Annotated in this window: 19 protein-coding genes, 1 other RNA gene and 1 pseudogene; 14 read left to right on the forward strand and 7 right to left on the reverse strand. The window is 66.7% G+C overall.

Going from position 1 to position 19616, the window contains the following annotated elements:
* Nucleotides 1-3505: AsmA family protein (locus CH339_RS19125; RefSeq protein ID WP_210207381.1), on the forward strand; the 3505-nt coding region annotated here is incomplete at its 5' end.
* A gap of 103 nt (nucleotides 3506-3608) precedes the next feature.
* On the opposite strand, the gene CH339_RS19130 is transcribed toward CH339_RS19125, so the two are convergent.
* The 4 genes from CH339_RS19130 to ssrA form a co-directional block, all read right to left on the reverse strand.
* The gene (locus CH339_RS19130) at nucleotides 3609-3839 is read right to left on the reverse strand and encodes a ribbon-helix-helix domain-containing protein (RefSeq protein WP_111435983.1); all 231 of its coding nucleotides are present in this window, start codon (nucleotides 3837-3839) and stop codon (nucleotides 3609-3611) included.
* Between the two features lie 163 nt (nucleotides 3840-4002).
* Nucleotides 4003-4212 (reverse strand): DUF4169 family protein, encoded by a 210-nt coding sequence (locus CH339_RS19135; protein WP_111435984.1) that lies wholly within the window; start codon nucleotides 4210-4212, stop codon nucleotides 4003-4005.
* Nucleotides 4213-4225: 13 nt separating this feature from the next.
* Complete coding sequence (locus CH339_RS19140; protein ID WP_111435985.1) at nucleotides 4226-4888, reverse strand: SspB family protein; 663 nt, start codon at nucleotides 4886-4888, stop codon at nucleotides 4226-4228.
* A 159-nt stretch (nucleotides 4889-5047) separates the two neighbouring features.
* Nucleotides 5048-5408: a transfer-messenger RNA gene (gene ssrA, locus CH339_RS19145) on the reverse strand.
* Between the two features lie 95 nt (nucleotides 5409-5503).
* Here ssrA and CH339_RS19150 point away from each other — a divergent pair.
* Nucleotides 5504-6298 carry a thymidylate synthase gene (locus CH339_RS19150; protein ID WP_111435986.1) on the forward strand — a complete coding sequence of 265 codons (795 nt, stop codon included), beginning with the start codon at nucleotides 5504-5506 and terminating at the stop codon, nucleotides 6296-6298.
* Nucleotides 6299-6446: 148 nt separating this feature from the next.
* On the opposite strand, the gene CH339_RS19155 is transcribed toward CH339_RS19150, so the two are convergent.
* Nucleotides 6447-6605, reverse strand: a complete 159-nt coding sequence (locus tag CH339_RS19155; protein WP_111435987.1) for a DUF1328 family protein — start codon at nucleotides 6603-6605, stop codon at nucleotides 6447-6449.
* Between the two features lie 132 nt (nucleotides 6606-6737).
* Between CH339_RS19155 and CH339_RS19160 the strand changes: the two genes are divergently transcribed.
* The 5 genes from CH339_RS19160 to CH339_RS19180 all read left to right on the forward strand — a co-directional run bounded on the left by CH339_RS19160 (nucleotide 6738) and on the right by CH339_RS19180 (nucleotide 11446).
* Nucleotides 6738-7271, forward strand: a complete 534-nt coding sequence (locus CH339_RS19160) for a dihydrofolate reductase (RefSeq protein ID WP_111435988.1) — start codon at nucleotides 6738-6740, stop codon at nucleotides 7269-7271.
* Between the two features lie 238 nt (nucleotides 7272-7509).
* Nucleotides 7510-8625 carry an FtsH protease activity modulator HflK gene (hflK, locus tag CH339_RS19165; protein WP_111435989.1) on the forward strand — a complete coding sequence of 372 codons (1116 nt, stop codon included), beginning with the start codon at nucleotides 7510-7512 and terminating at the stop codon, nucleotides 8623-8625.
* On the forward strand, nucleotides 8625-9653 hold the full coding sequence (gene hflC / locus CH339_RS19170) for a protease modulator HflC (RefSeq protein WP_420825923.1): 1029 nt from the start codon (nucleotides 8625-8627) through the stop codon (nucleotides 9651-9653). Before hflK ends, hflC begins: the two co-directional genes overlap by 1 nt.
* The gene (locus CH339_RS19175) at nucleotides 9650-9835 is read left to right on the forward strand and encodes a DUF2065 domain-containing protein (protein ID WP_111435991.1); all 186 of its coding nucleotides are present in this window, start codon (nucleotides 9650-9652) and stop codon (nucleotides 9833-9835) included. The genes hflC and CH339_RS19175 overlap by 4 nt, the downstream gene beginning before the upstream one ends.
* 30 nt (nucleotides 9836-9865) lie before the next feature.
* A complete protein-coding gene (locus tag CH339_RS19180; RefSeq protein WP_420825922.1) occupies nucleotides 9866-11446 on the forward strand; it encodes a DegQ family serine endoprotease in 1581 nt (526 codons plus the stop codon).
* Nucleotides 11447-11473: 27 nt separating this feature from the next.
* Here the strand turns inward: CH339_RS19180 and serB are convergent, their stop codons facing one another.
* Nucleotides 11474-12361 (reverse strand): phosphoserine phosphatase SerB, encoded by an 888-nt coding sequence (gene serB / locus CH339_RS19185; protein WP_111435992.1) that lies wholly within the window; start codon nucleotides 12359-12361, stop codon nucleotides 11474-11476.
* Nucleotides 12362-12443: 82 nt separating this feature from the next.
* Here serB and miaA point away from each other — a divergent pair, with 82 nt between their 5' ends.
* The 7 genes from miaA (at nucleotide 12444) to CH339_RS19220 (ending at nucleotide 19457) form a co-directional block, all read left to right on the forward strand.
* Nucleotides 12444-13259 (forward strand): tRNA (adenosine(37)-N6)-dimethylallyltransferase MiaA, encoded by an 816-nt coding sequence (gene miaA / locus CH339_RS19190; RefSeq protein WP_245408174.1) that lies wholly within the window; start codon nucleotides 12444-12446, stop codon nucleotides 13257-13259.
* 331 nt (nucleotides 13260-13590) lie between these two features.
* Nucleotides 13591-15378: an acetolactate synthase 3 large subunit gene (locus CH339_RS19195; RefSeq protein WP_111435993.1), complete on the forward strand. Its 1788-nt coding sequence runs from the start codon at nucleotides 13591-13593 to the stop codon at nucleotides 15376-15378.
* An 83-nt stretch (nucleotides 15379-15461) separates the two neighbouring features.
* Complete coding sequence (gene ilvN, locus CH339_RS19200) at nucleotides 15462-16010, forward strand: acetolactate synthase small subunit (protein ID WP_111435994.1); 549 nt, start codon at nucleotides 15462-15464, stop codon at nucleotides 16008-16010.
* 72 nt (nucleotides 16011-16082) lie between these two features.
* Entirely contained in the window at nucleotides 16083-17207 is a 1125-nt protein-coding gene (locus CH339_RS19205) for an ATP-dependent DNA helicase (protein ID WP_111435995.1), read from the forward strand.
* A gap of 9 nt (nucleotides 17208-17216) precedes the next feature.
* Entirely contained in the window at nucleotides 17217-18023 is an 807-nt protein-coding gene (locus CH339_RS19210; protein ID WP_111435996.1) for an NAD-dependent epimerase/dehydratase family protein, read from the forward strand.
* A gap of 116 nt (nucleotides 18024-18139) precedes the next feature.
* Nucleotides 18140-18886: a pyridoxine 5'-phosphate synthase gene (locus CH339_RS19215; RefSeq protein WP_111435997.1), complete on the forward strand. Its 747-nt coding sequence runs from the start codon at nucleotides 18140-18142 to the stop codon at nucleotides 18884-18886.
* An 82-nt stretch (nucleotides 18887-18968) separates the two neighbouring features.
* Complete coding sequence (locus CH339_RS19220) at nucleotides 18969-19457, forward strand: hypothetical protein (RefSeq protein WP_111435998.1); 489 nt, start codon at nucleotides 18969-18971, stop codon at nucleotides 19455-19457.
* Nucleotides 19458-19535: 78 nt separating this feature from the next.
* Here the strand turns inward: CH339_RS19220 and CH339_RS19225 are convergent.
* Nucleotides 19536-19616 (reverse strand): annotated as a pseudogene (locus CH339_RS19225) (ArdC-like ssDNA-binding domain-containing protein); the annotation flags it as partial.

Genomic DNA, 19616 nt, shown 5'->3' on the forward strand with positions numbered 1-19616 from the left:
GCCCGGCTTCGATCCGGCGGCCGTCGCGTTCGAACAAGTCGAGGTGGTCGACGGCGCGGTGCAGATTTCAGATGCCCGCTCGGCACAGGTCTACCGCCTCTCCGACGTCGACCTTTCCGTCTCGGCGCGGGCGCTGGTCGGGCCGTTCAGGGCCGAGGGCGCGGTGACCGTCGGCGGCGCCCGGCACCGGGTGAAGCTGGCGAGCGGCACGCTCCGCGCCGACGGTGCGATCCGCGTCAAGGCGCAGATCAATCCGACGGAGCGGCCGGTGGAGATCCGGCTCGACGGCCTGGTTTCCGCCAAGGACCTGATGCCGCGCTATGCAGGCGATTTCCATATCGAGCGGCTGCAGCCGCGGACCGCCGAGGACGGGGCGAGCGACGAGGCATTCGACGTCGCCGTGCCGCCGGGAACGCCCTGGCGTGTCGCGGGCAAGTTCGAGGTCGCCGACGGCGCGCTGTCGGTGGAGGACTACGAACTCACCTACGGCTCGGAGGACCGGCGCTTCAACCTCACCGGCGGCGGTAGGCTGGAGGCCGGGCCGGAGCCCCGTTTCCAGGTCGAGGTGAAGGCACAGCAGATCGATCTCGACCGCATGCTTGCCGATCCCGGCAAGCCGGCCGGGACGCTCCATTCGGGCGGTGCGGTCGCGACCCTCGGCGCGTTCTTCGAGAGCCTTTCCGGCCTACCGCGGCCGCCCATCGGCGGGCGCATCTCCGTCGACCTGCCGGGCGTCGTCGTTGCCGGCGGCGCCATTCAGCAACTGCGCTTCGATGCGACGCCGACGACCGACGGATGGTACATCTCCGAACTTGAAGGCCAGTTGCCCGGCCGCACGCGGATCGGCCTCGATGGCGAGATCGGCCTTGGCGAGGCGAGCCATTTCGAGGGCGATCTGAGGCTGTCGGTTGAGCAGCCGGCCGCGCTCGCCAACTGGTGGCGCGGCGGCGGTTCGCTTGCCGGGGCACGGCTCGACCCGCTGGAAGTGCGCGGCCGGCTGACCATCGGGCGGACCGGCATCGCGCTCACCGGCATGCGGCTGAAGACCGAGCTGTCGCTCGGCACCGGCAGCATTTCCTGGCGCCCGGCGCGAACCGATACCAACGCGGCCTTCGTGCTCGATCTCAATGCCGACCGGTTCGAACTCGCCCAGCTCGGCGCGGCGGCGCGGCTGGCGCTTGCCGGCTATGGCGGCAACGCACGGGGTGCCGATGACGGCGTCACCGACATCGACGTGCGGGTCCGCGTCGGCACGCTGATTTCCAACGACGTGGAGGCGAGCGGCGTCGAGGCCGTGGTCAATTTCTCCGGCGATACGCTCCGCATCGACCGCATGATCCTTGCCGATCTCGCCGGCGCGCGGGTGGTTGCCGACGGCACCATCAAAAAAGCGCTGACGACGCCGGACGGCGACATCGAACTGGCGCTGACGGCGGACAAGCTCGGCGGCCTCGCCAATCTCATCATCGACCTTTACCCGGATTCCGATCTCGCCCGCCGGCTGACGGCCGCCTCCGGCCTGCTCGGGCCGGCGATCGTCCAGGGGCGGCTTTCGGGGCGCGCGGTCGACGACGTCAGCACCGTGACCCTCAAGGTCAATGGCGATGTGGGCGGCTCGGAGCTGCGGGTCGCCGGCACGTTCGATGGCCGGGTCGACAAGTGGCGCGCGGCGAAAACGTCGTTCGATGCAACGCTGGCCGGCCCCGACAGCGGCCGGCTCCTCGGCCAGCTCGGCTTCGAGGTGTTGCCGCTCACCGACATTCCGTCCGGGAGGATCACGCTCAAATCGACGGGAACGCCCGGAACGGGCCTTGAGGTCACCGGCTCGGCGAACATCGCCGACACCACGCTGCGGGTCTCCGGGACGGCAAAATTCCCGCAAGGGGATGGGCTCTCCTACGACCTTTCCGGCGAGCTTCAGAGCGACGACCTGTCGCCGCTGGCGCTGCTGACCGGCCGGGTGCTGCCGGTCACCGCGGGCGCCGTGCCGGCGCGGCTTTCGGCCGAGATCGTCGGCAACGGCGCGGATGCGCGCGTCAACGGCATCGCCGGTCGGGTCGCCGACATCGGTATCGCCGGCTCGGGCACGGCGGATTTCGGCGGCGAGGTGCCGCGGCTTGCCGGCGATCTGGCGCTCGATGCGGTCGACCTCAGGTTCCTGACCGAACTTGCCTTCGGTGCCGATAGCTGGGCGATGCAGGACCTTTCCGGCAGTTCCTCCAACCGCTGGCCGACGGCGCCCTTCGGCGCGCCGCTCCTCGGCTTCGTCTCCGCCGACGTCAAGGTCACCGCGAGCCGGTTCTGGCTCACGGACCGGTCGGCGCTGGAGGATGCCTCCTTCCGCATCGACCTGACGCCGAACGGCATGGCTCTCGACAAGGTCGCGGGCTCCATGCTCGGCGGCACGGCGGAAGCCGCGCTGCAGGTGAAGCGCTCGGACGCCGGCGAGGCCGTGCTGGCGGCAACCCTCAAGATCACCGACGGCGATGTGGAAAAAATCGCCTGGCGGGTGGGCGGCGCGCCGCTTGCCACCGGCCGGTTCGACCTTGCCACCGATGTCAACGCCACGGGCCGGTCGATCGCCTCCATGGTCTCCGCGCTCACCGGCGGCGGCACGCTGACGCTCCGCGATGGGCGCATTTCCGGCATCAACGCCAACGCCTTCGCCAGGGTCGTCGAAGCGGTCGACGGCGGGCTGGCGCTGGAAGACGAGGCCATCAAGGCGGCCTTTGCCGAGGCGTTCTTCACCGGTTCGGTGCCGTTCGAGCGCATCGAGGCGGTGCTCGGCATCGCTTCCGGCACGGTCCGGGCGCGCAACGTTTCTTTCGCTGCGCCGCCGCTGAAGGCGCTCGGCTCGGCTTCGCTCGACCTTTCCAATAGCGCGTTCGAAAGCGACTGGACGTTCGGGTTCCGGCCGCCGGACGACGTCGTCTCCGCCGCCGAGCCGCAGGCGCTGCTGTCGTTCCGGGGCGCGCTCGCCGATCCCACCCTTGCGATCGATACCTCGCCGCTGATGTCCTACCTCACCCTTCGCGCCTACGAGGAAGAGGTCGACAAGGTCGAAGCCCTTCAGGCGGAGATCCTGGAGCGGCAGCGGCTGACGCGGGAGCTGCGCCGGCAGCGCGAGGAACGCGCCCGTCGCGAGGAGGAAGCACGGCAGAAGGCCGCGGAGGAGGAAGCCCGCCGGCGGCGCGCGGCGGAGGAGGAGGCACGGCGGCAGCGCGAAGAGCGCGAACGGCGCATCCGCGAGCAGTTCAGCCGGGAGAACCGGGATCGGCTGCAGCCGCGCACGCTCGACGACCAGGTGCGCGATGCCATCCGGGACTCGCGCCCGACCGGCGGCGGGCTTGCGCCGCTGCCGCAGGGCATCGAGGTGGCGCCGCCGCCGGGCGCGGGGCCTCAGCCCGATTTCCCGGGCGCGCCGCAATCCTTCGACGCCCGTTCGCCAACGCCCTTTTCGGCGCCGGCAACGGGCCAGCCCCTGCAATTGCTGCCGGGGAATTGAGTCTCAAAACGGATTTTCGGGAGTTTGCGGTCTCGGTGCCCGCGGCGAGGCGGCCGCAGGTGCACGTTGTCGGGCGGCCGGATGCGGCCCCCGCGCGGCTCGACTATTCGGCGGCGTTGAGCGCGCCGATACCGTGGCCGCGGTAATATTCCAGCACGGCACAGCGGACCGCGGAGGCGAGGTTCGGATGGGCGCCGGTAGCGTCGATGTCCGCGATCAGGCGCGACAGCGAGACGTTTTTCTGCCGGGCCATGTCGCCAAGGGCGTCCCAGAATTCCGATTCCAACGCGAGGCTGGTCCGGTGGCCGTTGATGGTGAGTGACCGTTTCTGCATGGGGAGAGTATCCCGGCGAAAATCGCCAAGAAAAAGGCAACGAGAAATTTCGTGAAACGGGGGCGCTGCAATCGGCTGCAAAACGGGCCGCATCGTCAATGAAAGGTTTCCGCGGGCGCGCAAAAGCCGGGGTCAGAGTGCTGCCGCATGCGGCTGAAACGCTCTAACCGGCCTTGTCGTCCTCGCCGTCCGGCCCGGCATCGCCGAGGCGGTGGCCGTCGATATGGCGGATCTCGGCGTCGCGGCGCTGGTCCTCGGCGGCCTTTTCGCCCTTGGTGCGGCCGAATCGGGTGCGGTTTTCCTCGGCCGTGCGCTCCTTGGCGGCGCGGTCGTGTTTCTTGCGGGCCTGGCGGAAGTTGATGACGTCGCCCATGGCCGGTCTCCGGTCAGGATTTCTTGCGGAAGGCATCGAGGGAGACGACGTCGGCGCCGGCCGGCTTTTCCTCGCCGTCGTCGCCGTCCTTGTCTCCGTCGTCTTTTCCGGTTTCGCCGGACGCCTCTGCCGCCTCGTCCTCGGCCTTTTCCGGCTCGGCGGCGGTCTCGGCGGCATCGTCGTTGCCGCTTTCGGCGAGCGCCCTGACGGTCGCTTCCATGTCGTCGGCCGCGGTCTCGTTTTCCTCCACGGCGCGCATCAGCGGAACGGTCTCGCCCTCGGTTGCCGCGTCGGCGCCGTCGCCTTCGGCCTCGTCCGGCCGGTAGGGCTCGAATTGCAGGTTGAACTGGACATGGGGGTCGAAGAAGCCCTTCACCGCCTTGAAGGGAATGTGCAGGTGCTCCGGCACGCCGCCGAAGGACAGACCGATCTCGAAGGTCGTCTCGGTCACCACCAGGTCCCAGAACTGGTGCTGCAGGACGATGGTCATGTCCTTGGGGTATTTGCTGCGGATGCGGTTGGAAACCCTGACGCCGGGGGCGGAGGTCTCGAACGAGATGTAGAAATGGTGATCGCCCGGCAGCCCGGTGCGGGCGACCTCGTGCAGGACCTTGCGGACGATGCCCCTCAGGGCTTCCTGCACAAGAATGTCATAGCGGATCAGGTCTTCGGCCATCGTGTTTCGCGCATTCGGCTGGAGAGTGTCCGTCGATCGGGAATCGACCTTTCTTAACAATGGACCCAAACGGCAGAGAAGCCCAGATAAAATCAACGCCGAAGTTTGCGTCGAAGGGCCGCCGGAAGGGCGGCGCGGGCGACAGGACGGGTCCGGGAAAGTGGGAGCTTCTGTTGCCAGGTGCTCCCGAACCCCGCCTGACCGGGCTAACGGCCAGGGCTTCAAAAGAGGTTATCGCACTGCGTTACGCAGCGAGACGAGCCTCAGCATAGTTGTCATTTGCAACTATTGAGATGGCCCGATAACGGCGGAACCATGCCGAGCGAAAACGCGCCCTTTACACCCTCGTCGATCCTATTTCGCCCCCGCCGCAACCCAAAGATCGAAGGCCCTTTGGGCTGTGGTGGAGGCGCCGGGTACCGCCCCCGGGTCCGATAGGTTTATTGCGACGGTCATTTATCGCCATAGCCGGCAAACCGGCTCCCCCAATATAGGAAAAGCCGGTTCGACATGCAAAGGGTGTGTGCGGAACGGGGTCCCGACGCGATGCCCCTTGCGCCTGTTGCGCCAAGGGTGATGCTATCGGCATCCACGCGAATCGCCGGGAGGAAACGGGTGCGGGCCTATCTCGATCTGCTGCAGCGCATACTCGATACCGGGGTCGACAAGGCCGACCGCACCGGCACGGGCACGCGCTCGGTGTTCGGCCACCAGATGCGCTTCGACCTGGCCGAGGGCTTTCCGCTCGTCACCACCAAGAAACTGCACCTGAAATCGATCGTCCACGAGCTTCTGTGGTTCCTCGCCGGCGATACCAACATCGCCTATCTGAAAGCGGCCGGGGTGTCGATCTGGGACGAATGGGCCGACGAGAACGGCGATCTCGGGCCGGTCTACGGGCGGCAATGGCGAAGCTGGGCGGCGCCTGACGGGCGCTCCATCGACCAGATCGCCTGGGTCGCCAAGGAGATCCGGCGCAATCCGGATTCGCGGCGGCTGATCGTCACGGCCTGGAACCCGGCCGATATCGAGCGCATGGCGCTGCCGCCGTGCCACTGCCTGTTCCAGTTCTATGTCGCCGACGGCCGGCTCTCCTGCCAGCTCTACCAGCGCTCCGCCGACGTCTTTCTCGGCGTGCCGTTCAACATTGCCTCCTACGCGCTGCTGACCCTGATGATGGCGCAGGTGAGCGGATTGAGGCCGGGCGAATTCGTCCACAGCTTCGGCGACGCCCACCTCTACAGCAACCATTTCGAGCAGGCGCGGCTGCAGCTTTCCCGCGAGCCGCGGCCGTTGCCGCAAATGGCGCTCAATCCGGACGTCGCCTCGATCTTCGACTTCGTCTATGACGATTTCGACCTTACCGGCTACGATCCGCACCCGCACATCAAGGCGGCAGTGGCGGTTTGACAGCCGTTTGGACGACGGGGTTGTTTCTGCAAAGCCCGCGCGGGATCGCGTCCGCCGCCAGGTTCTGGTGGCTGCGGCGGGGGGGATGCGCAGCCGACGACGGACGCGAACGGGGCCCGAAGGGTATTCGGGGCGATGCGGGTCGGGGCTATACGACGACGAGGCCGAACAGAACCAGCAGGAACAGGATCAGCACGATGCCGATCAGCAGGCGGGCGCCGCTCGCGGCGACGCCGGAGATGGTGTTGAAACCCAGAAGGCCCGCCACGGCGGCGATGACGAGCAGAATAAGAATCCATTTGATCATTGGTCGGCTCCTTGCAACAGGTGCGCCGCGCTACGGTGGCGCGCCGGCGTCTCGCCATGTTCAACGGCGACGACCGGTAGATGGTTCCCGCAGGCGGTGCGATTTGCCGACGGTTTCAAGGAGTGACGGGTAATGGGATTGCGCATTTGTCTGGTCGCCGCGGTGGCGGAAAACAACGTCATCGGCAGCGGCGGCGGGATGCCCTGGCGGCTGCCGAGCGACCTTAAGCGGTTCAAGGAACTGACCATGGGAAAACCGATCCTGATGGGCCGCAAGACCTATGAGTCCATCGGCAAGCCGCTGCCCGGCCGCACCAATATCGTGCTGACCAATTCCGACGATTTCCACGCCGAGGGCATCAGGATCGTCCATTCGGTGGTCGAGGCGCTGGACGTTGCGGAGGAAGCGGCCCGCAAGGCGGACACCGGGGAGGTCATGGTGATCGGCGGCGCCAGCCTCTACGAGCGGCTGATGGACCGGGCGGAGCGCCTCTATATTACCCATGTGGCCGGAACGCCGGCGGGCGACACCTATTTTCCGGAGATCGACCCCGAGGTCTGGTCGTGCCTCACCCGTGAGCCGATGATCCGCGGCGTCGACGACAGCACCGGGACCTCCTTTGCCATCTACGACCGGATCAAAACCGAGCAAGCGAGCGAGGAGTAACCGGCCGGCGGCGCGCAAGGGCCGAAAACGCGAAACGCCCCGTTGACGTTACGGTTCCGCCGCCCCACTTGTCGGGAACCTTTTGGTTTTTCCAGCAGGAACGCCGTGCGCGACACGGGCGGTCGGTTGGGGACCGTTCGTTGAAACGGCGGGTGGCATCGCCTATAACCCGCGCCAAACCTGTACCTGTGCCGACGGCAAGGCTGGCCGTCGGCGAATGATTTCGGAGAGACAATAAATGCCTTGGAGTAACCAGAGCGGCGGAGGCGGCAATGGCCCCTGGGGGTCCGGCGGCGGTGGCGGCGGCCCCTGGGGCAGCGGACCGCAGCGCGGCGGCGGTGGCGGCGGACAGCCGCCCGACCTTGAGGAACTGCTGCGCCGGACGCAGGAAAAGCTGAAGTCGTCGCTGCCCGGCGGCGGCTCGACGCCGCTGATCGCCGGGCTCATTGCCGTTGCGGTGGTCGCGATCTGGCTGTTCCAGTCGATCTATACCGTGCAGCCTGACGAGCTCGGCGTCGAACTGGTGTTCGGCAAGCCGAAGCAGGAATTCAACCAGCAGGGCATCCATTTCCATTGGTGGCCGGTCGAGACGGTCGAGATCGTCAAGATCATCGAAAACAAGGAAGAGATCGGCGTTGGCCGCGGCCGCGAGCGCGGCAGCACCTCGTCGAGCCTGATGCTCTCCGGCGACCAGAACATCGTCAATGTCGAGTTCTCGGTGCTGTGGAAGGTCGCCGATCCGGGCAAGTACCTGTTCAACGTCCGCGATCCGCACAGCCTCATTCGCAGCATTGCCGAAAGTGCCATGCGCGAGGTGGTCGGCCGCCGGCCGGCCGAGGACGTGTTCCGCAAGGACCGTCAGGGCATCGAAGACGCGGTGCGCGCCCAGATGCAGACCTCGCTCGACGCGTACGGCGCCGGCGTCGACATCGCCGGCATCAAGCTGGAGGCCGCGGACCCGCCGGCCGAAGTCGCCGATGCGTTCGAGGAGGTGCAGCGCGCCGAACAGGACGAGGACCGCTTCAAGCGCGAGGCGGACGCCTACGCCAACCAGCGCCTCGGCGAGGCGCGTGGCCAAGCCGCCCAGATCCAGGAAGAAGCCAAGGGCTACAAGGATCGGGTGACCAAGGAAGCCGAAGGTGAGGCCCAGCGCTTCGTCTCGGTCTACCAGGAATACGACAAGGCCAAGGACGTCACCAAGCGGCGCCTCTACCTGGAAACCATGGAGCGGGTTCTGAAGTCGTCGAACAAGGTCATCGTCGAGGACAAGGCCGGTTCGGGCGTCGTGCCCTATCTGCCGCTGACCGAAGTCGACCGCAGCCGCCGTGACGGCGCGCGCCAGGGGGGCAACTGATCATGAAGAAGTTTCCGATCATCCTGGGCGGCCTCGCCGTCCTGGCGCTCCTCATCTACTCGTCGATCTTCGTCGTCAACGAGCGTGAGCAGGCGATCGTCGTCCGCCTCGGCCAGATCCGCAGCGTGATCACCGAGCCGGGCATCCATTTCAAGGTGCCGACCAATTTCTTCGAGCAGGTGCAGATCATCGAAGACCGGCTGCTGCGCATGGATCTGGAAAACATCAACGTCCAGGTCAGCGACGGCAAGCGCTACGTCGTCGATGCGTTCCTGGTCTTCAAGATCACCGACCCACGCAAGTTCCGCGAGAGCGTGTCGGGCAGCCTGGCGCTGGTCGAGCAGCGGCTGATCACGCGCCTCAACGCGGCCCTGCGCCGGGTCTACGGCCTCAGGAGCTTCGAGGACGCGCTGTCGGCGCAGCGGGCGGAAATGATGCGCGACGTGCGCGACCAGATCCGGCCCGATGCGTCCAATCTCGGCATCGACATCGTCGATGTGCGCATTCGTCGCACCGACCTGCTTCCGGAAGTCAGCCAGCAGACCTTCGAGCGGATGAAGGCGGAACGTCTTGCCCGGGCCGCGCAGATCCGCGCCAACGGCCGCCAGGAGGCCCAGCGCATCCGGGCCGAGGCCGACCGCAAGGCGGTGGTGCTGGTCGCCGAGGCGAACCGGATCTCGGAGATCCTGCGCGGTGAGGGCGAGGCGGATCGCAACCGCATCTTCGCCCAGGCCTTCCAGCGTGATCCGGAGTTCTTCGCCTTCTACCGCTCCATGAAGGCCTACGAGACCGCGATCGAGGAATCCGGCACCACCATGGTGCTGTCGCCGGACAGCGAGTTCTTCCGCTTCTTCCGCGATCCGGGCGAGACGGGCGGATATCGCGTCGATCCCTCGGCGAGCGACAGCGGTGCCGAGGCTCCGGCCGATGCGGCCGCGACAAGTGACGACGCCGCGACGCCGCCGGCTCCGGCTTCGGTTCCGGCGGGCGCCAGCGAGGACACCGGCGCCGCCCAGCCGGCGCAATGAGCGATCTCGTCGTTGCGCTCGGACTGGTGCTGGCGATCGAGGGCACCTTCTATGCCCTGTCGCCCGGCACGCTGAAAGAGCTGATGCGTCAGATGCAGGACGTTCCGGAGCAGACATTGAGGACCGGCGGGATCATCGCGATCGCCGCCGGCCTCCTCATCGTCTGGCTGGTGCGCGGTTGATGGAACACCTTCTCAAGGGAAAGAAAAGCGATGGGATTGATCAGCATTGACGTTGCCGGCAAGGCGGTCCGCACGGCCGTCGTCGCCGCGCTTCTGGCGACCGGCGGTGCCGGCGTGGCGATGGCCCAGACGGCGGAGCCGGACAGCTCCGCCAGTGCCGCCCGGCCGGCAATGCCGATGCGCCACGGTCCGGACTCGGTCGCGGACCTCGCCGAGCGGCTGCTCGATGCGGTGGTCAACGTCTCGACCACCCAGATCGTCGCCGACAAGCGCTCGGTGAAGCCGCCGAAGCTGCCCGAGGGCTCGCCGTTCCAGGAGTTCTTCGAGGACTTCTTCAACCGGCGCGGCCGGCGCAACGAGCCCAATGGGGGCGTGCCGCGGCGGGTGCAGTCGCTCGGTTCCGGCTTCGTGGTCGACGGCGAGAACGGCATCATCGTCACCAACAACCACGTCATCGACAAGGCCGACGAGATCGTCATCAACTTCAATGACGGCACCAAGCTGACGGCGGAACTGCTCGGCACCGACTCCAAGACCGACCTCGCCGTCCTCAAGGTGAAGCCGGTAAAGCCGCTGAAGTCGGTGAAGTTCGGCGACAGCCAGAAGATCCGGGTCGGCGACTGGGTGATGGCGATCGGCAACCCGTTCAATCTCGGCGGCACGGTCACCGTCGGCATCGTCTCGGCCCGCAACCGCGACATCCGCTCCGGCCCCTATGACGACTACATCCAGACCGATGCGGCCATCAACCGCGGCAATTCCGGCGGTCCGCTGTTCAACATGTATGGCGACGTCGTCGGCATCAACACGGCGATCATCTCGCCGTCGGGCGGCTCCATCGGCATCGGTTTCGCCATTCCGTCGGAGATTGCGATGCGCGTCATCAACCAGCTCCGCCAATATGGCGAGACCCGTCGCGGCTGGCTCGGCGTGCGCATCCAGCAGGTCAACGACGACATCGCCGACAGCCTTGGCCTCGACGAGGCCTATGGCGCGCTGGTCGCCGGTGTGACGCCGGACGGCCCGGCCGCCAAGGGCGGCATCCAGCCCGGCGACCTGATCCTGGAATTCGACGGCCGCAAGGTGGACTCCATGCGCGAACTGCCGCGCATGGTCGCCGAGACGGAGATCAGCAAGGATGTCGCCGTCCGGGTCCTGCGCAAGGGCAAGGAAATGACCCTGGCGATCACCCTCGGCCGGCTCGAGGATTTCGAGAACGGCAACAAGGAAGACGAGCAGGTCGAGGAAGAGCAGGAGCCGGAAGTCGCCCAGACCGGCGAGGCGCTCGGCATGGTGCTGGCCGAACTCGATCCGGCCTTGAGGGCCCAGTTCAAGATCGACGACAGCGTCACCGGCGTCGTCGTCACCGAGGTCGATCCGGTCAGCCCGGCGGCGGAGAAGCGGGTCCAGGCCGGCGACGTCATCGTCGAGGTCGCCCAGGAGGCCGTCGCCACGCCGGCCGACGTGGAAGCGCGGATCAAGGAACTGGCCGACGACGGCAGGCGCTCGGTGCTGCTGCTGCTCTCCAACGGTACGGGCGAACTGCGCTTCGTCGCCGTGCGGTTCGACGAGATCGCCGAGCCCGAGGACGACAAGGAGCCGGCCCAATAGGGCCGGCCGTCCCGAGCCCCAATCGCGCTAATGGGTGAATTCGCTCTGCCGGTAGCCCTGGGCATAGAGCAGGGCGGTCAGGTCGCCATGGTCGATGCGGATGTCCGCCGCTTCGGCGAGCGTCGGCTTGGCGTGGTAGGCGACGCCGAGCCCGGCGTCCTCCACCATCATCAGATCGTTGGCGCCGTCGCCGACGGCAAGCGTCTGGCGCGGCAACAGGCCGAGCCGGTCGCGCAGGGCCCGCAGCCGGTCGAGCTTGGCCTTTGCGCCGAGGATTGGCTCCACCACATGGCCGCTCAGCCGGCCGCCGTCGATGACGAGGCGGTTGGCGTGGTGCTCGTTGAAGCCGACGAGGCGGGCAATTTCCTGGGTAAACACCGTGAAGCCGCCGGAGACGAGCGCGCAATGGACGCCGTTCGCCCGCATGGTGCGGACGAGGGTCCGCGCGCCGGCCGTCAGGCTGATGCGCTCCAGGATAATGCGCTTGAAGAGGGCGGTGTCGAGGCCCTTCAAGAGCGCCACGCGCTCCTTCAGCGCGCCGGCGAAGTCGAGTTCGCCGCGCATCGCCGCCTCGGTGATCGCGGCCACCTGGTCCTTGATCTTCATTTCCGCAGCAAGTTCGTCGATGCATTCCTGCTCGATCATGGTGGAATCCATGTCGGCGAGGAACAGCTTCTTGCGCCGGTCGGTCGTCTCCACAATGGCGACGTCGACAGGGGCGCCGGAAAGCGCCTCGACGATTGCGCTGCGGGCGGCAATCGGGTCGGCATCGGCGGCAAGCGCGATGTCGCAAGCAATCCCGGAGGCGAGCCAGTCGGGCGCCCCGCCGCCGACGGCACTGCGGGCGGCCTCGGCAAGGGACTCGTCCAGATAGGGTCGCGCCGGATTGGCGATGAGTGTTGCGACGATGGGCACTGAGACGGTCCGGCCTCGGGAGAACGGGAAAGGCGCGGTCCTTATCGCAGGACCGACCGCGAGCGGCAAGTCGGCTCTGGCCGTGGCTATTGCCGAGGCTGAGAACGGCGTCATCGTCAACGCCGATTCCATGCAGGTCTACCGCGACCTTCGCATTTTGACGGCGCGTCCGGACGAGGATGAGACGGCGTGCGTGCCGCACCGTCTCTACGGCCACGTGGATGCCGGCGAGCCCTATTCCGTCGGCCGCTGGCTGGACGACGTGGCGTCGGTTCTGGAAGAGGCGGCGCGCGAGGGACGCCTGCCGATCCTCGTCGGCGGCACCGGGCTCTATTTCAAGGCGCTGACGGAGGGGCTGACGGAGATCCCGCCGATTCCGGAGAATGTACGCATCTACTGGCGCGACATGGCGGCGATGGAGCCGTCCGAGGCGCTGCACGCCAAGCTCGTTCAGCTCGACCCGGTGATGGCCGAACGGCTCAATCCGGCCGACGCGCAGCGGATCGCCCGGGCGCTGGAGGTGGTGACCGCCACCGGCAAGTCGCTCGCCGCCTTCCATGAAGAGGCGAGCCGGCCGCTGATCGATCCGGAGAATACTGAGAGGATCGTGCTGTCGCCGCAGCGTCCCGAACTGCATCGCCGCATCGAGCAGCGTTTCCGGCACATGGTGGACGCAGGCGCCCTCGACGAAGTCGCCGCGCTGACCGCCCGCAATCTCGATCCGCAACTGCCGGCGATGAAGGCGATCGGCGTCAGGCCGCTCGCCGCCCATCTTGCCGGCACCTGCAATCTTGAAGCGGCGATTGCGCGCTCGGTCGTGGAGACCCGCCGCTACGCCAAGCGTCAGCTCACCTGGTTTCGGGGGCAAATGGCGGACTGGGTGTGGCGGGACGTCTAGGATCTGCGTTCAGGCGCCACGCAGGCTCTTGTTTTGCGTTAACTTCCCGATTGCGACGTTTCATCCAGTTTTGCCCGGTACTTCGGCCTTGACCCTTAATCCCGCCGGACATAAAGTCCGCAGCGATTTGGAATTCGGGAGAGCGCAAACCATGCGCATGATCATTCTCGTAGTAAGGGGGCGCGCCACCGGGACGGTCGTTTGACCGCCACGAACAGGTGAGCGCGCGCAGGGGCCGGTTTCGGGCCCCTTTTTTGTTTCCGGATCACGAACAGACCACCAGCCAACCGACCGTCCAAGCCAAACGAAGACACACAAGGGACCTCATGCCATGACACGGGAAATGACCGGAGCCGAAATGGTCATCCAAGCCTTGATCGACCAAGGCGTCGAGCACATTTTCGGCTATCCCGGGGGCGCCGTTCTGCCGATTTATGACGAGCTTTTCCAGCAGGAAAAGGTCGAGCATATTCTCGTTCGGCACGAGCAGGGCGCCGGCCACGCCGCGGAGGGCTATGCCCGCTCGACCGGAAAGCCCGGCGTTGCGCTCGTGACCTCGGGTCCGGCCGCGACCAACATGGTGACGCCGCTGACCGACGCGCTGATGGATTCCATCCCGCTCGTGTGCATCACCGGCCAGGTGCCGACCAGCCTGATCGGCTCGGACGCGTTCCAGGAGTGCGACACGGTCGGCATCACCCGGCCCTGCACCAAGTACAACTGGCTGGTCCGCGACGTGAACGACCTCGCCCGTATCCTGCACGAGGCCTTCGTCGTCGCCACCACGGGCCGGCCGGGTCCGGTGGTCGTCGACATCCCGAAGGACGTCCAGTTCGCGACCGGCACCTACCATCCGCCGAAGAAGCGCACCAACGGCGACATCGCCAGTTCCTATATGGGCTACCGGCCGCAACTGAAGGGCGATCCGGCGGCGATCCGCGAGGCGGTCGACCTGATCGCGGGGGCCAAGAAGCCGGTGTTCTATACCGGCGGCGGCGTCGTCAATTCAGGCCGGGCGGCGAGCCAGCTCCTGCGCGACCTGGTGGAACTGACCGGATATCCGATCACCTCCACGCTGATGGGCCTCGGCGCCTATCCGGCCTCCGGCAAGAACTGGCTCGGCATGCTCGGCATGCACGGCACGTTCGAGGCCAACAACGCCATGCACGACTGCGACGTGATGATCTGCGTCGGCGCGCGCTTCGACGACCGCATCACCGGTCGGCTCGACGCCTTCGCGCCGAATTCCAAGAAGATCCACATCGACATCGATCCCTCGTCGATCAACAAGAACGTCCATGTGGACATCCCGATCGTCGGCGATATCGGCCACGTGCTGGAGGACATGGTCCGGCTGTGGCGCTCGGAGTCGAAACAGGTCGACAAGAAAGCGCTGGCCTCGTGGTGGAAGGAGATCGAGGGCTGGCGGGCGCGGCACTGCCTCGACTATCGCGCCAACAACGACGTGATCATGCCGCAATATGCCATCCAGCGGCTCTACCAGGCGACCAAGGGCAAGGACACCTACATCTCCACCGAGGTCGGCCAGCACCAGATGTGGGCGGCGCAGTTCTACGGCTTCGAGGAGCCCAACCGGTGGATGACGTCGGGCGGCCTCGGCACCATGGGCTACGGCCTGCCGGCGGCGGTGGGCATCCAGGTCGCGCACCGGGATTCGCTGGTCATCGATATCGCGGGCGATGCCTCGGTGCTGATGACGATCCAGGAGTTCTCGACCGCGGTGCAACACGACCTGCCGATCAAGATATTCATCCTCAACAACAAATATATGGGCATGGTGCGCCAGTGGCAGCAATTGCTGCACGGCAACCGGCTGTCCCATTCCTATGTGGAATCGCAGCCCGATTTCGTGAAGCTGGCCGAGGCCTATGGCGGCGTCGGCCTGCGCGCCAAGACGCCGGCGGAACTCGACGACAAGATCGACGAGATGATCGCCACCAGGCAGCCGGTGATCTTCGACTGCCAGGTGGTCAATGTGGAGAACTGCTTCCCGATGATCCCGTCGGGCGAAGCGCACAACAACATGCTCCTCGGCGAAAGCGTCTCCGATGAGGAGGTCGCCAACGCCATCGGCGAAGAGGGCAAGATGCTGGTCTAGAAGTCCGGCCGGGGATCGCCACAGCGGTCCCCGGCGTCTCCGTCCCCATCTCTTGCCCGAACCGTTCTCGAAAGGGAAACGCCATGAACGCACAACCCGCCGGCTCCGCCTATTTCTTCGCCTCTTCCTCCGAGGAGCCCGTCACCCACACCCTATCGGTCATCGTCGACAACGAACCGGGCGTCCTTGCCCGCGTGGTCGGGCTGTTCTCCGGCCGCGGCTACAACATCGAATCGCTGACGGTGACGGAAACCGAGCACCAGAAGCACCTGTCGCGGATCACCATCGTCACCACCGGCAAGCCGATGATCCTCGACCAGATCAAGAACCAGCTCGGCCGCATGGTGCCGGTGCACCGGGTCACCGACCTGACCGACACCGGCCGGCCGCTGGAGCGCGAGCTGGCTCTCGTCAAGGTCGTCGGGCGCGGCGACAACCGGGTCGAGGCGCTGCGCCTTGCCGAGATCTACGAGGCCAAGGTGATCGACGCGACGACGGAGCACTTCGTGTTCCAGGTCACCGGCACCAGCTACAAGGTCGGTGAATTCCTCGACATCATGCAGCATCTCGGCATGGTGGAAGTGGCGCGCACGGGCGTCGCCGCCATGCAGCGGGGCCAGGAGGTGCTGTAATTCTATCGCAGGAACGGCGTGGCTGATTGGTAACGGTTGCGACTCGCCGGCGGCTGGGGTTTACCTGACCCCATGAAATGGTCCGCTGAACAGGATGCCGCGCTGAAGGCCGTGTCGCGTTGGCTGAAGACGCCCGACAGGCAGATATTCCGCCTGTTCGGCTATGCCGGCACCGGCAAGACGACGCTCGCGCGCCACTTCGCCGAATCCGTCGACGGCGAGGTGCTGTTCGCCGCGTTCACCGGCAAGGCGGCGCAGGTCATGCGCTCGCGCGGGGCGGAGAATGCCCGCACGCTCCATTCGCTGATCTACCGGCCGCGCGGCGAGGAGGCCTCGGAGGAGACCGGCGAGGTCTCGCCGCTGTTCTCCCTGTCGCGCAACAGCCCGGTCGCCAAGGCGAGCCTCGTCATCGTCGACGAGTGCTCCATGGTCGACGAGGAACTCGGCCGGGACCTGCTTTCCTTCGGCACGCCCGTGCTGGTGCTCGGCGATCCGGGGCAGTTGCCGCCGATCTCCGGCGGCGGCTTCTTCACCGAGGCGGAACCCGACGCGCTTCTGACCGAAGTGCACCGCCAGGCGCGGGACAATCCGATCATCGCGCTCGCCATGGACGTGCGCCTTGGCCAGACCCTCGACTACGGCAGCTATGGCGACAGCGCGGTGATCCCGCGCGATGACGTGGAGACCGACAAGGTGCTGGCCGCCGACCAGGTGCTGGTCGGGCTCAACCGCACGCGGCGGCGCTACAATCAGCGGCTTCGCGAGCTGAAGGGCTTTCCCGGATCGTTGCCGGCCGCCGGCGACAAGCTGGTCTGCCTCAGGAACAACGCCCAGAAGGGGCTCCTCAACGGCAGCCTCTGGCAGGTCACCCATGTGGCGGCCTCCAAGCGCAAGACGCTGCTCGGGCCGTCGCTCGCCATGGTCGTCAAGGCCGAGGACGAGGGGCCGTACGGTCCGTCGGTCAAGGTCAAAGTGGCGCAGGCCGCCTTCGAGGGCGAGGGCGAAATTCCCTGGACCGTCCGGCGCAAGTTCGACGAGTTCGACTACGGCTACGCCCTGACCACCCACAAGGCGCAGGGCTCGCAATGGGACGAGGTGATGCTGTTCGACGAGAGCTTTGCCTTCAAGGAGCACCGCGAGCGCTGGCTCTATACGGCGATCACCCGCGCCGCGGAACGCATCACCATCGTCAGATAGGCCGTCTCCATGTCCATCGTGCTTGTCGGCAGGAACGGTTTTATCGGCCGCGCCATCGCGGCGGCCAGTCCGGGCTGGCGCTCTCTTTCCCATGATGACGTGCTGGCCGATCCTGGCGTGCTGTCCGGCGCGGATGTCGTCGTCAATGCGGCGCTCGATCCGGCGATGAAGACCGAAGGCTATTCTGAAGATCGCGACTTCGATAGAACGATCGCATCGATAATCGCAAAGTCCGATACGCGTATGGTCATGCTGAGCTCTCGCAAGGCTTGTGGTCCGTCGCTTCATGGCGGGGTGATCTTCGAGGATGACGCGTGCGCGCCGACATCGCCCTACGGCGCGGCGAAACTGGCGGCGGAGCGCGCCGCGCTGGACGTTCTTGGCGGGCGGCTGACGGTGCTGCGACTTTCCAACATCTTCGGGACCGAGTTCCTGCCGGGACGCGGAGGTTTCTTCGGCCTGGCGCTTTTCGCGCTCCGCCGCGACGGCCGCATGGTGCTCGACATGAGCCCGGCGGTGCAGCGCGATTTCCTGCCGGTCGGACTTTACGCGGAGATGATCATCCGAATTGCAGAGAATCCGCAATGCGGTGTTTCCAATCTCGGTGCCGGCTTCGGCACGCCGACCGGATCGATCGCGGAATGGCTGGCGGAGGGCTTCGGCGGCGGCGAGCTTCTGGTCACCGACCTTCATCCTTTCGACACCTTTTGGCTCGACATGACGCGGACGCGGGCTGCCTTCGACCTGCCGGAGGTGACGCCCGGCGATATCCGCGAGGCGTGCCTTGCGGCCGGAGCGGCGGCGGCCGCGGTCTGACCGCCACTCTCGCAAACCGGCCATGCGGGGATTCGGCTCGCAACGGCTTTGCCGGCATGCTATCAGCGGCTTTTCGCGCCTTGCGCGCCCACTGACACGCCCATTGGTACACTCCCATGTCGACCCGTCTTTCCGTCAATCTCAACGCCGTCGCCCAGCTCCGCAACCGGCGCGATTTGCCCTGGCCGAGCGTTACCGGCATCGGCCGCATCGCCCTTGAGGCGGGCGCCCACGGACTCACCTGCCATCCGCGTCCGGACGAGCGCCACATCCGCCGTAGCGACGTGCCGGAACTCGCCGCGCTCGTTGCCGAATTTCCGGGCGCCGAGTTCAACATCGAAGGCTATCCGGCCGAGGATTTTTTAGCGATCGTGGAGGCGGCCAAGCCCGACCAGGTGACGCTGGTGCCGGACGATCCGTCCCAGTCGACCTCGGACCATGGCTGGGACGTCGCGGCGAACCGGGACTCCCTCACCAAAGTGATCGCGCGGCTGAAGGCCGGCGGCATGCGGGTCTCCCTGTTCGTCGATCCGGACGACCCGCGCCAGCCGCCCTTGGCTGCCGAGGTCGGCGCCGACCGGGTCGAAATCTACACCGGCCCCTATGGCGCGACCCATGACGATCCGGCGGGCGCGGCGAAAATGCTGGCGGCGATCGCCGAGACGGCCGAGGCGGCAAAGGTCGCGGGCCTCGGCATCAATGCCGGTCACGACCTCACGCTTTTCAACCTGCCGCAACTTATCGGCCTCGTGCCCTACATCGCCGAGGTCTCCATCGGCCACGGCGTGACGGCCGATGCGCTGATCTTCGGCATGGCCGAGACCGTGCGGCTCTACCGGCAGGCGGCCGGCAATCCGGTCTGAGGCCGGCGGTCGTATCCACGGGATATTGCGTCGCGCGGCGGTTGCAGTAGACTGAGGGTCTCCTCGGCCGAAAGGGGGCGCCATGCCCAGCAATCGCACGCTCTTTATTTCCGCCGCGTTCCTGGCGCTGTTCATTGTCGTTGCCAGCGTCGTCGTGATCACCAACCGGCCGGATCCCAACGCCCGGCCGTATTTGCAGATCCAGGGCGGCGGCTTCATCTTCAACTACCGGGTGGCGGAGATGTTCTATGGCTTCACCGCCCGCATCATGCGGCCGATTTCGGTCGGCACGATCATCGAAGCGACCTTCGAGGATCCCGCAGGCGGCGATCCCATCATCGTCGCCCAGCGGATCGGCAGCCGCGTTCCCACCGTCATGGTGCGCTCGCCGGCCGTGCACGGGGTGGAAAAGGACAAGCCGTACGACGTCACGATCCGCCTCATCGACCGCGACGACGGCACGGAAATGGCACGTTACGAGCGGACCTTTTCCTCCAATATCGGCGAAGAGGTCATGCCGAAACGGCCGCTCACCATCGGCCCCGGCTATCACAAGCCACCGCCGGAGTGAGGGTTTCTTTTTCGCTCACGGCCGAGCGCTCACTTGCGTTCGCTGGCCTCCGCGAGGGCGGCGCATAAGCGCCGGCGGGCGGTCGCCCTTGCGGACGTTTCCGCCGAGCGACAGCGCCTGGCGGAAGGTCAGCCAGCTCTGGCCGGAAAAGCCGCGTTC

The organism is Rhodobium orientis (assembly GCF_003258835.1).
Classification (GTDB): Bacteria; Pseudomonadota; Alphaproteobacteria; order Rhizobiales; family Rhodobiaceae; genus Rhodobium; species Rhodobium orientis.

Bases quoted from the DNA above. Each gene is read 5' to 3' on its own strand.
- CH339_RS19130 (WP_111435983.1), bottom strand. From the start codon at position 3,839: ATGCAGAAACGGTCACTCACCATCAACGGCCACCGGACCAGCCTCGCG.
- CH339_RS19135 (WP_111435984.1), bottom strand. From the start codon at position 4,212: ATGGGCGACGTCATCAACTTCCGCCAGGCCCGCAAGAAACACGACCGC.
- CH339_RS19140 (WP_111435985.1), bottom strand. From the start codon at position 4,888: ATGGCCGAAGACCTGATCCGCTATGACATTCTTGTGCAGGAAGCCCTG.
- CH339_RS19155 (WP_111435987.1), bottom strand. From the start codon at position 6,605: ATGATCAAATGGATTCTTATTCTGCTCGTCATCGCCGCCGTGGCGGGC.
- CH339_RS19160 (WP_111435988.1), top strand. From the start codon at position 6,738: ATGGGATTGCGCATTTGTCTGGTCGCCGCGGTGGCGGAAAACAACGTC.
- hflK (WP_111435989.1), top strand. From the start codon at position 7,510: ATGCCTTGGAGTAACCAGAGCGGCGGAGGCGGCAATGGCCCCTGGGGG.
- CH339_RS19175 (WP_111435991.1), top strand. From the start codon at position 9,650: ATGAGCGATCTCGTCGTTGCGCTCGGACTGGTGCTGGCGATCGAGGGC.
- CH339_RS19180 (WP_420825922.1), top strand. From the start codon at position 9,866: ATGGGATTGATCAGCATTGACGTTGCCGGCAAGGCGGTCCGCACGGCC.
- CH339_RS19195 (WP_111435993.1), top strand. From the start codon at position 13,591: ATGACACGGGAAATGACCGGAGCCGAAATGGTCATCCAAGCCTTGATC.
- ilvN (WP_111435994.1), top strand. From the start codon at position 15,462: ATGAACGCACAACCCGCCGGCTCCGCCTATTTCTTCGCCTCTTCCTCC.
- CH339_RS19205 (WP_111435995.1), top strand. From the start codon at position 16,083: ATGAAATGGTCCGCTGAACAGGATGCCGCGCTGAAGGCCGTGTCGCGT.
- CH339_RS19210 (WP_111435996.1), top strand. From the start codon at position 17,217: ATGTCCATCGTGCTTGTCGGCAGGAACGGTTTTATCGGCCGCGCCATC.
- CH339_RS19215 (WP_111435997.1), top strand. From the start codon at position 18,140: ATGTCGACCCGTCTTTCCGTCAATCTCAACGCCGTCGCCCAGCTCCGC.
- CH339_RS19220 (WP_111435998.1), top strand. From the start codon at position 18,969: ATGCCCAGCAATCGCACGCTCTTTATTTCCGCCGCGTTCCTGGCGCTG.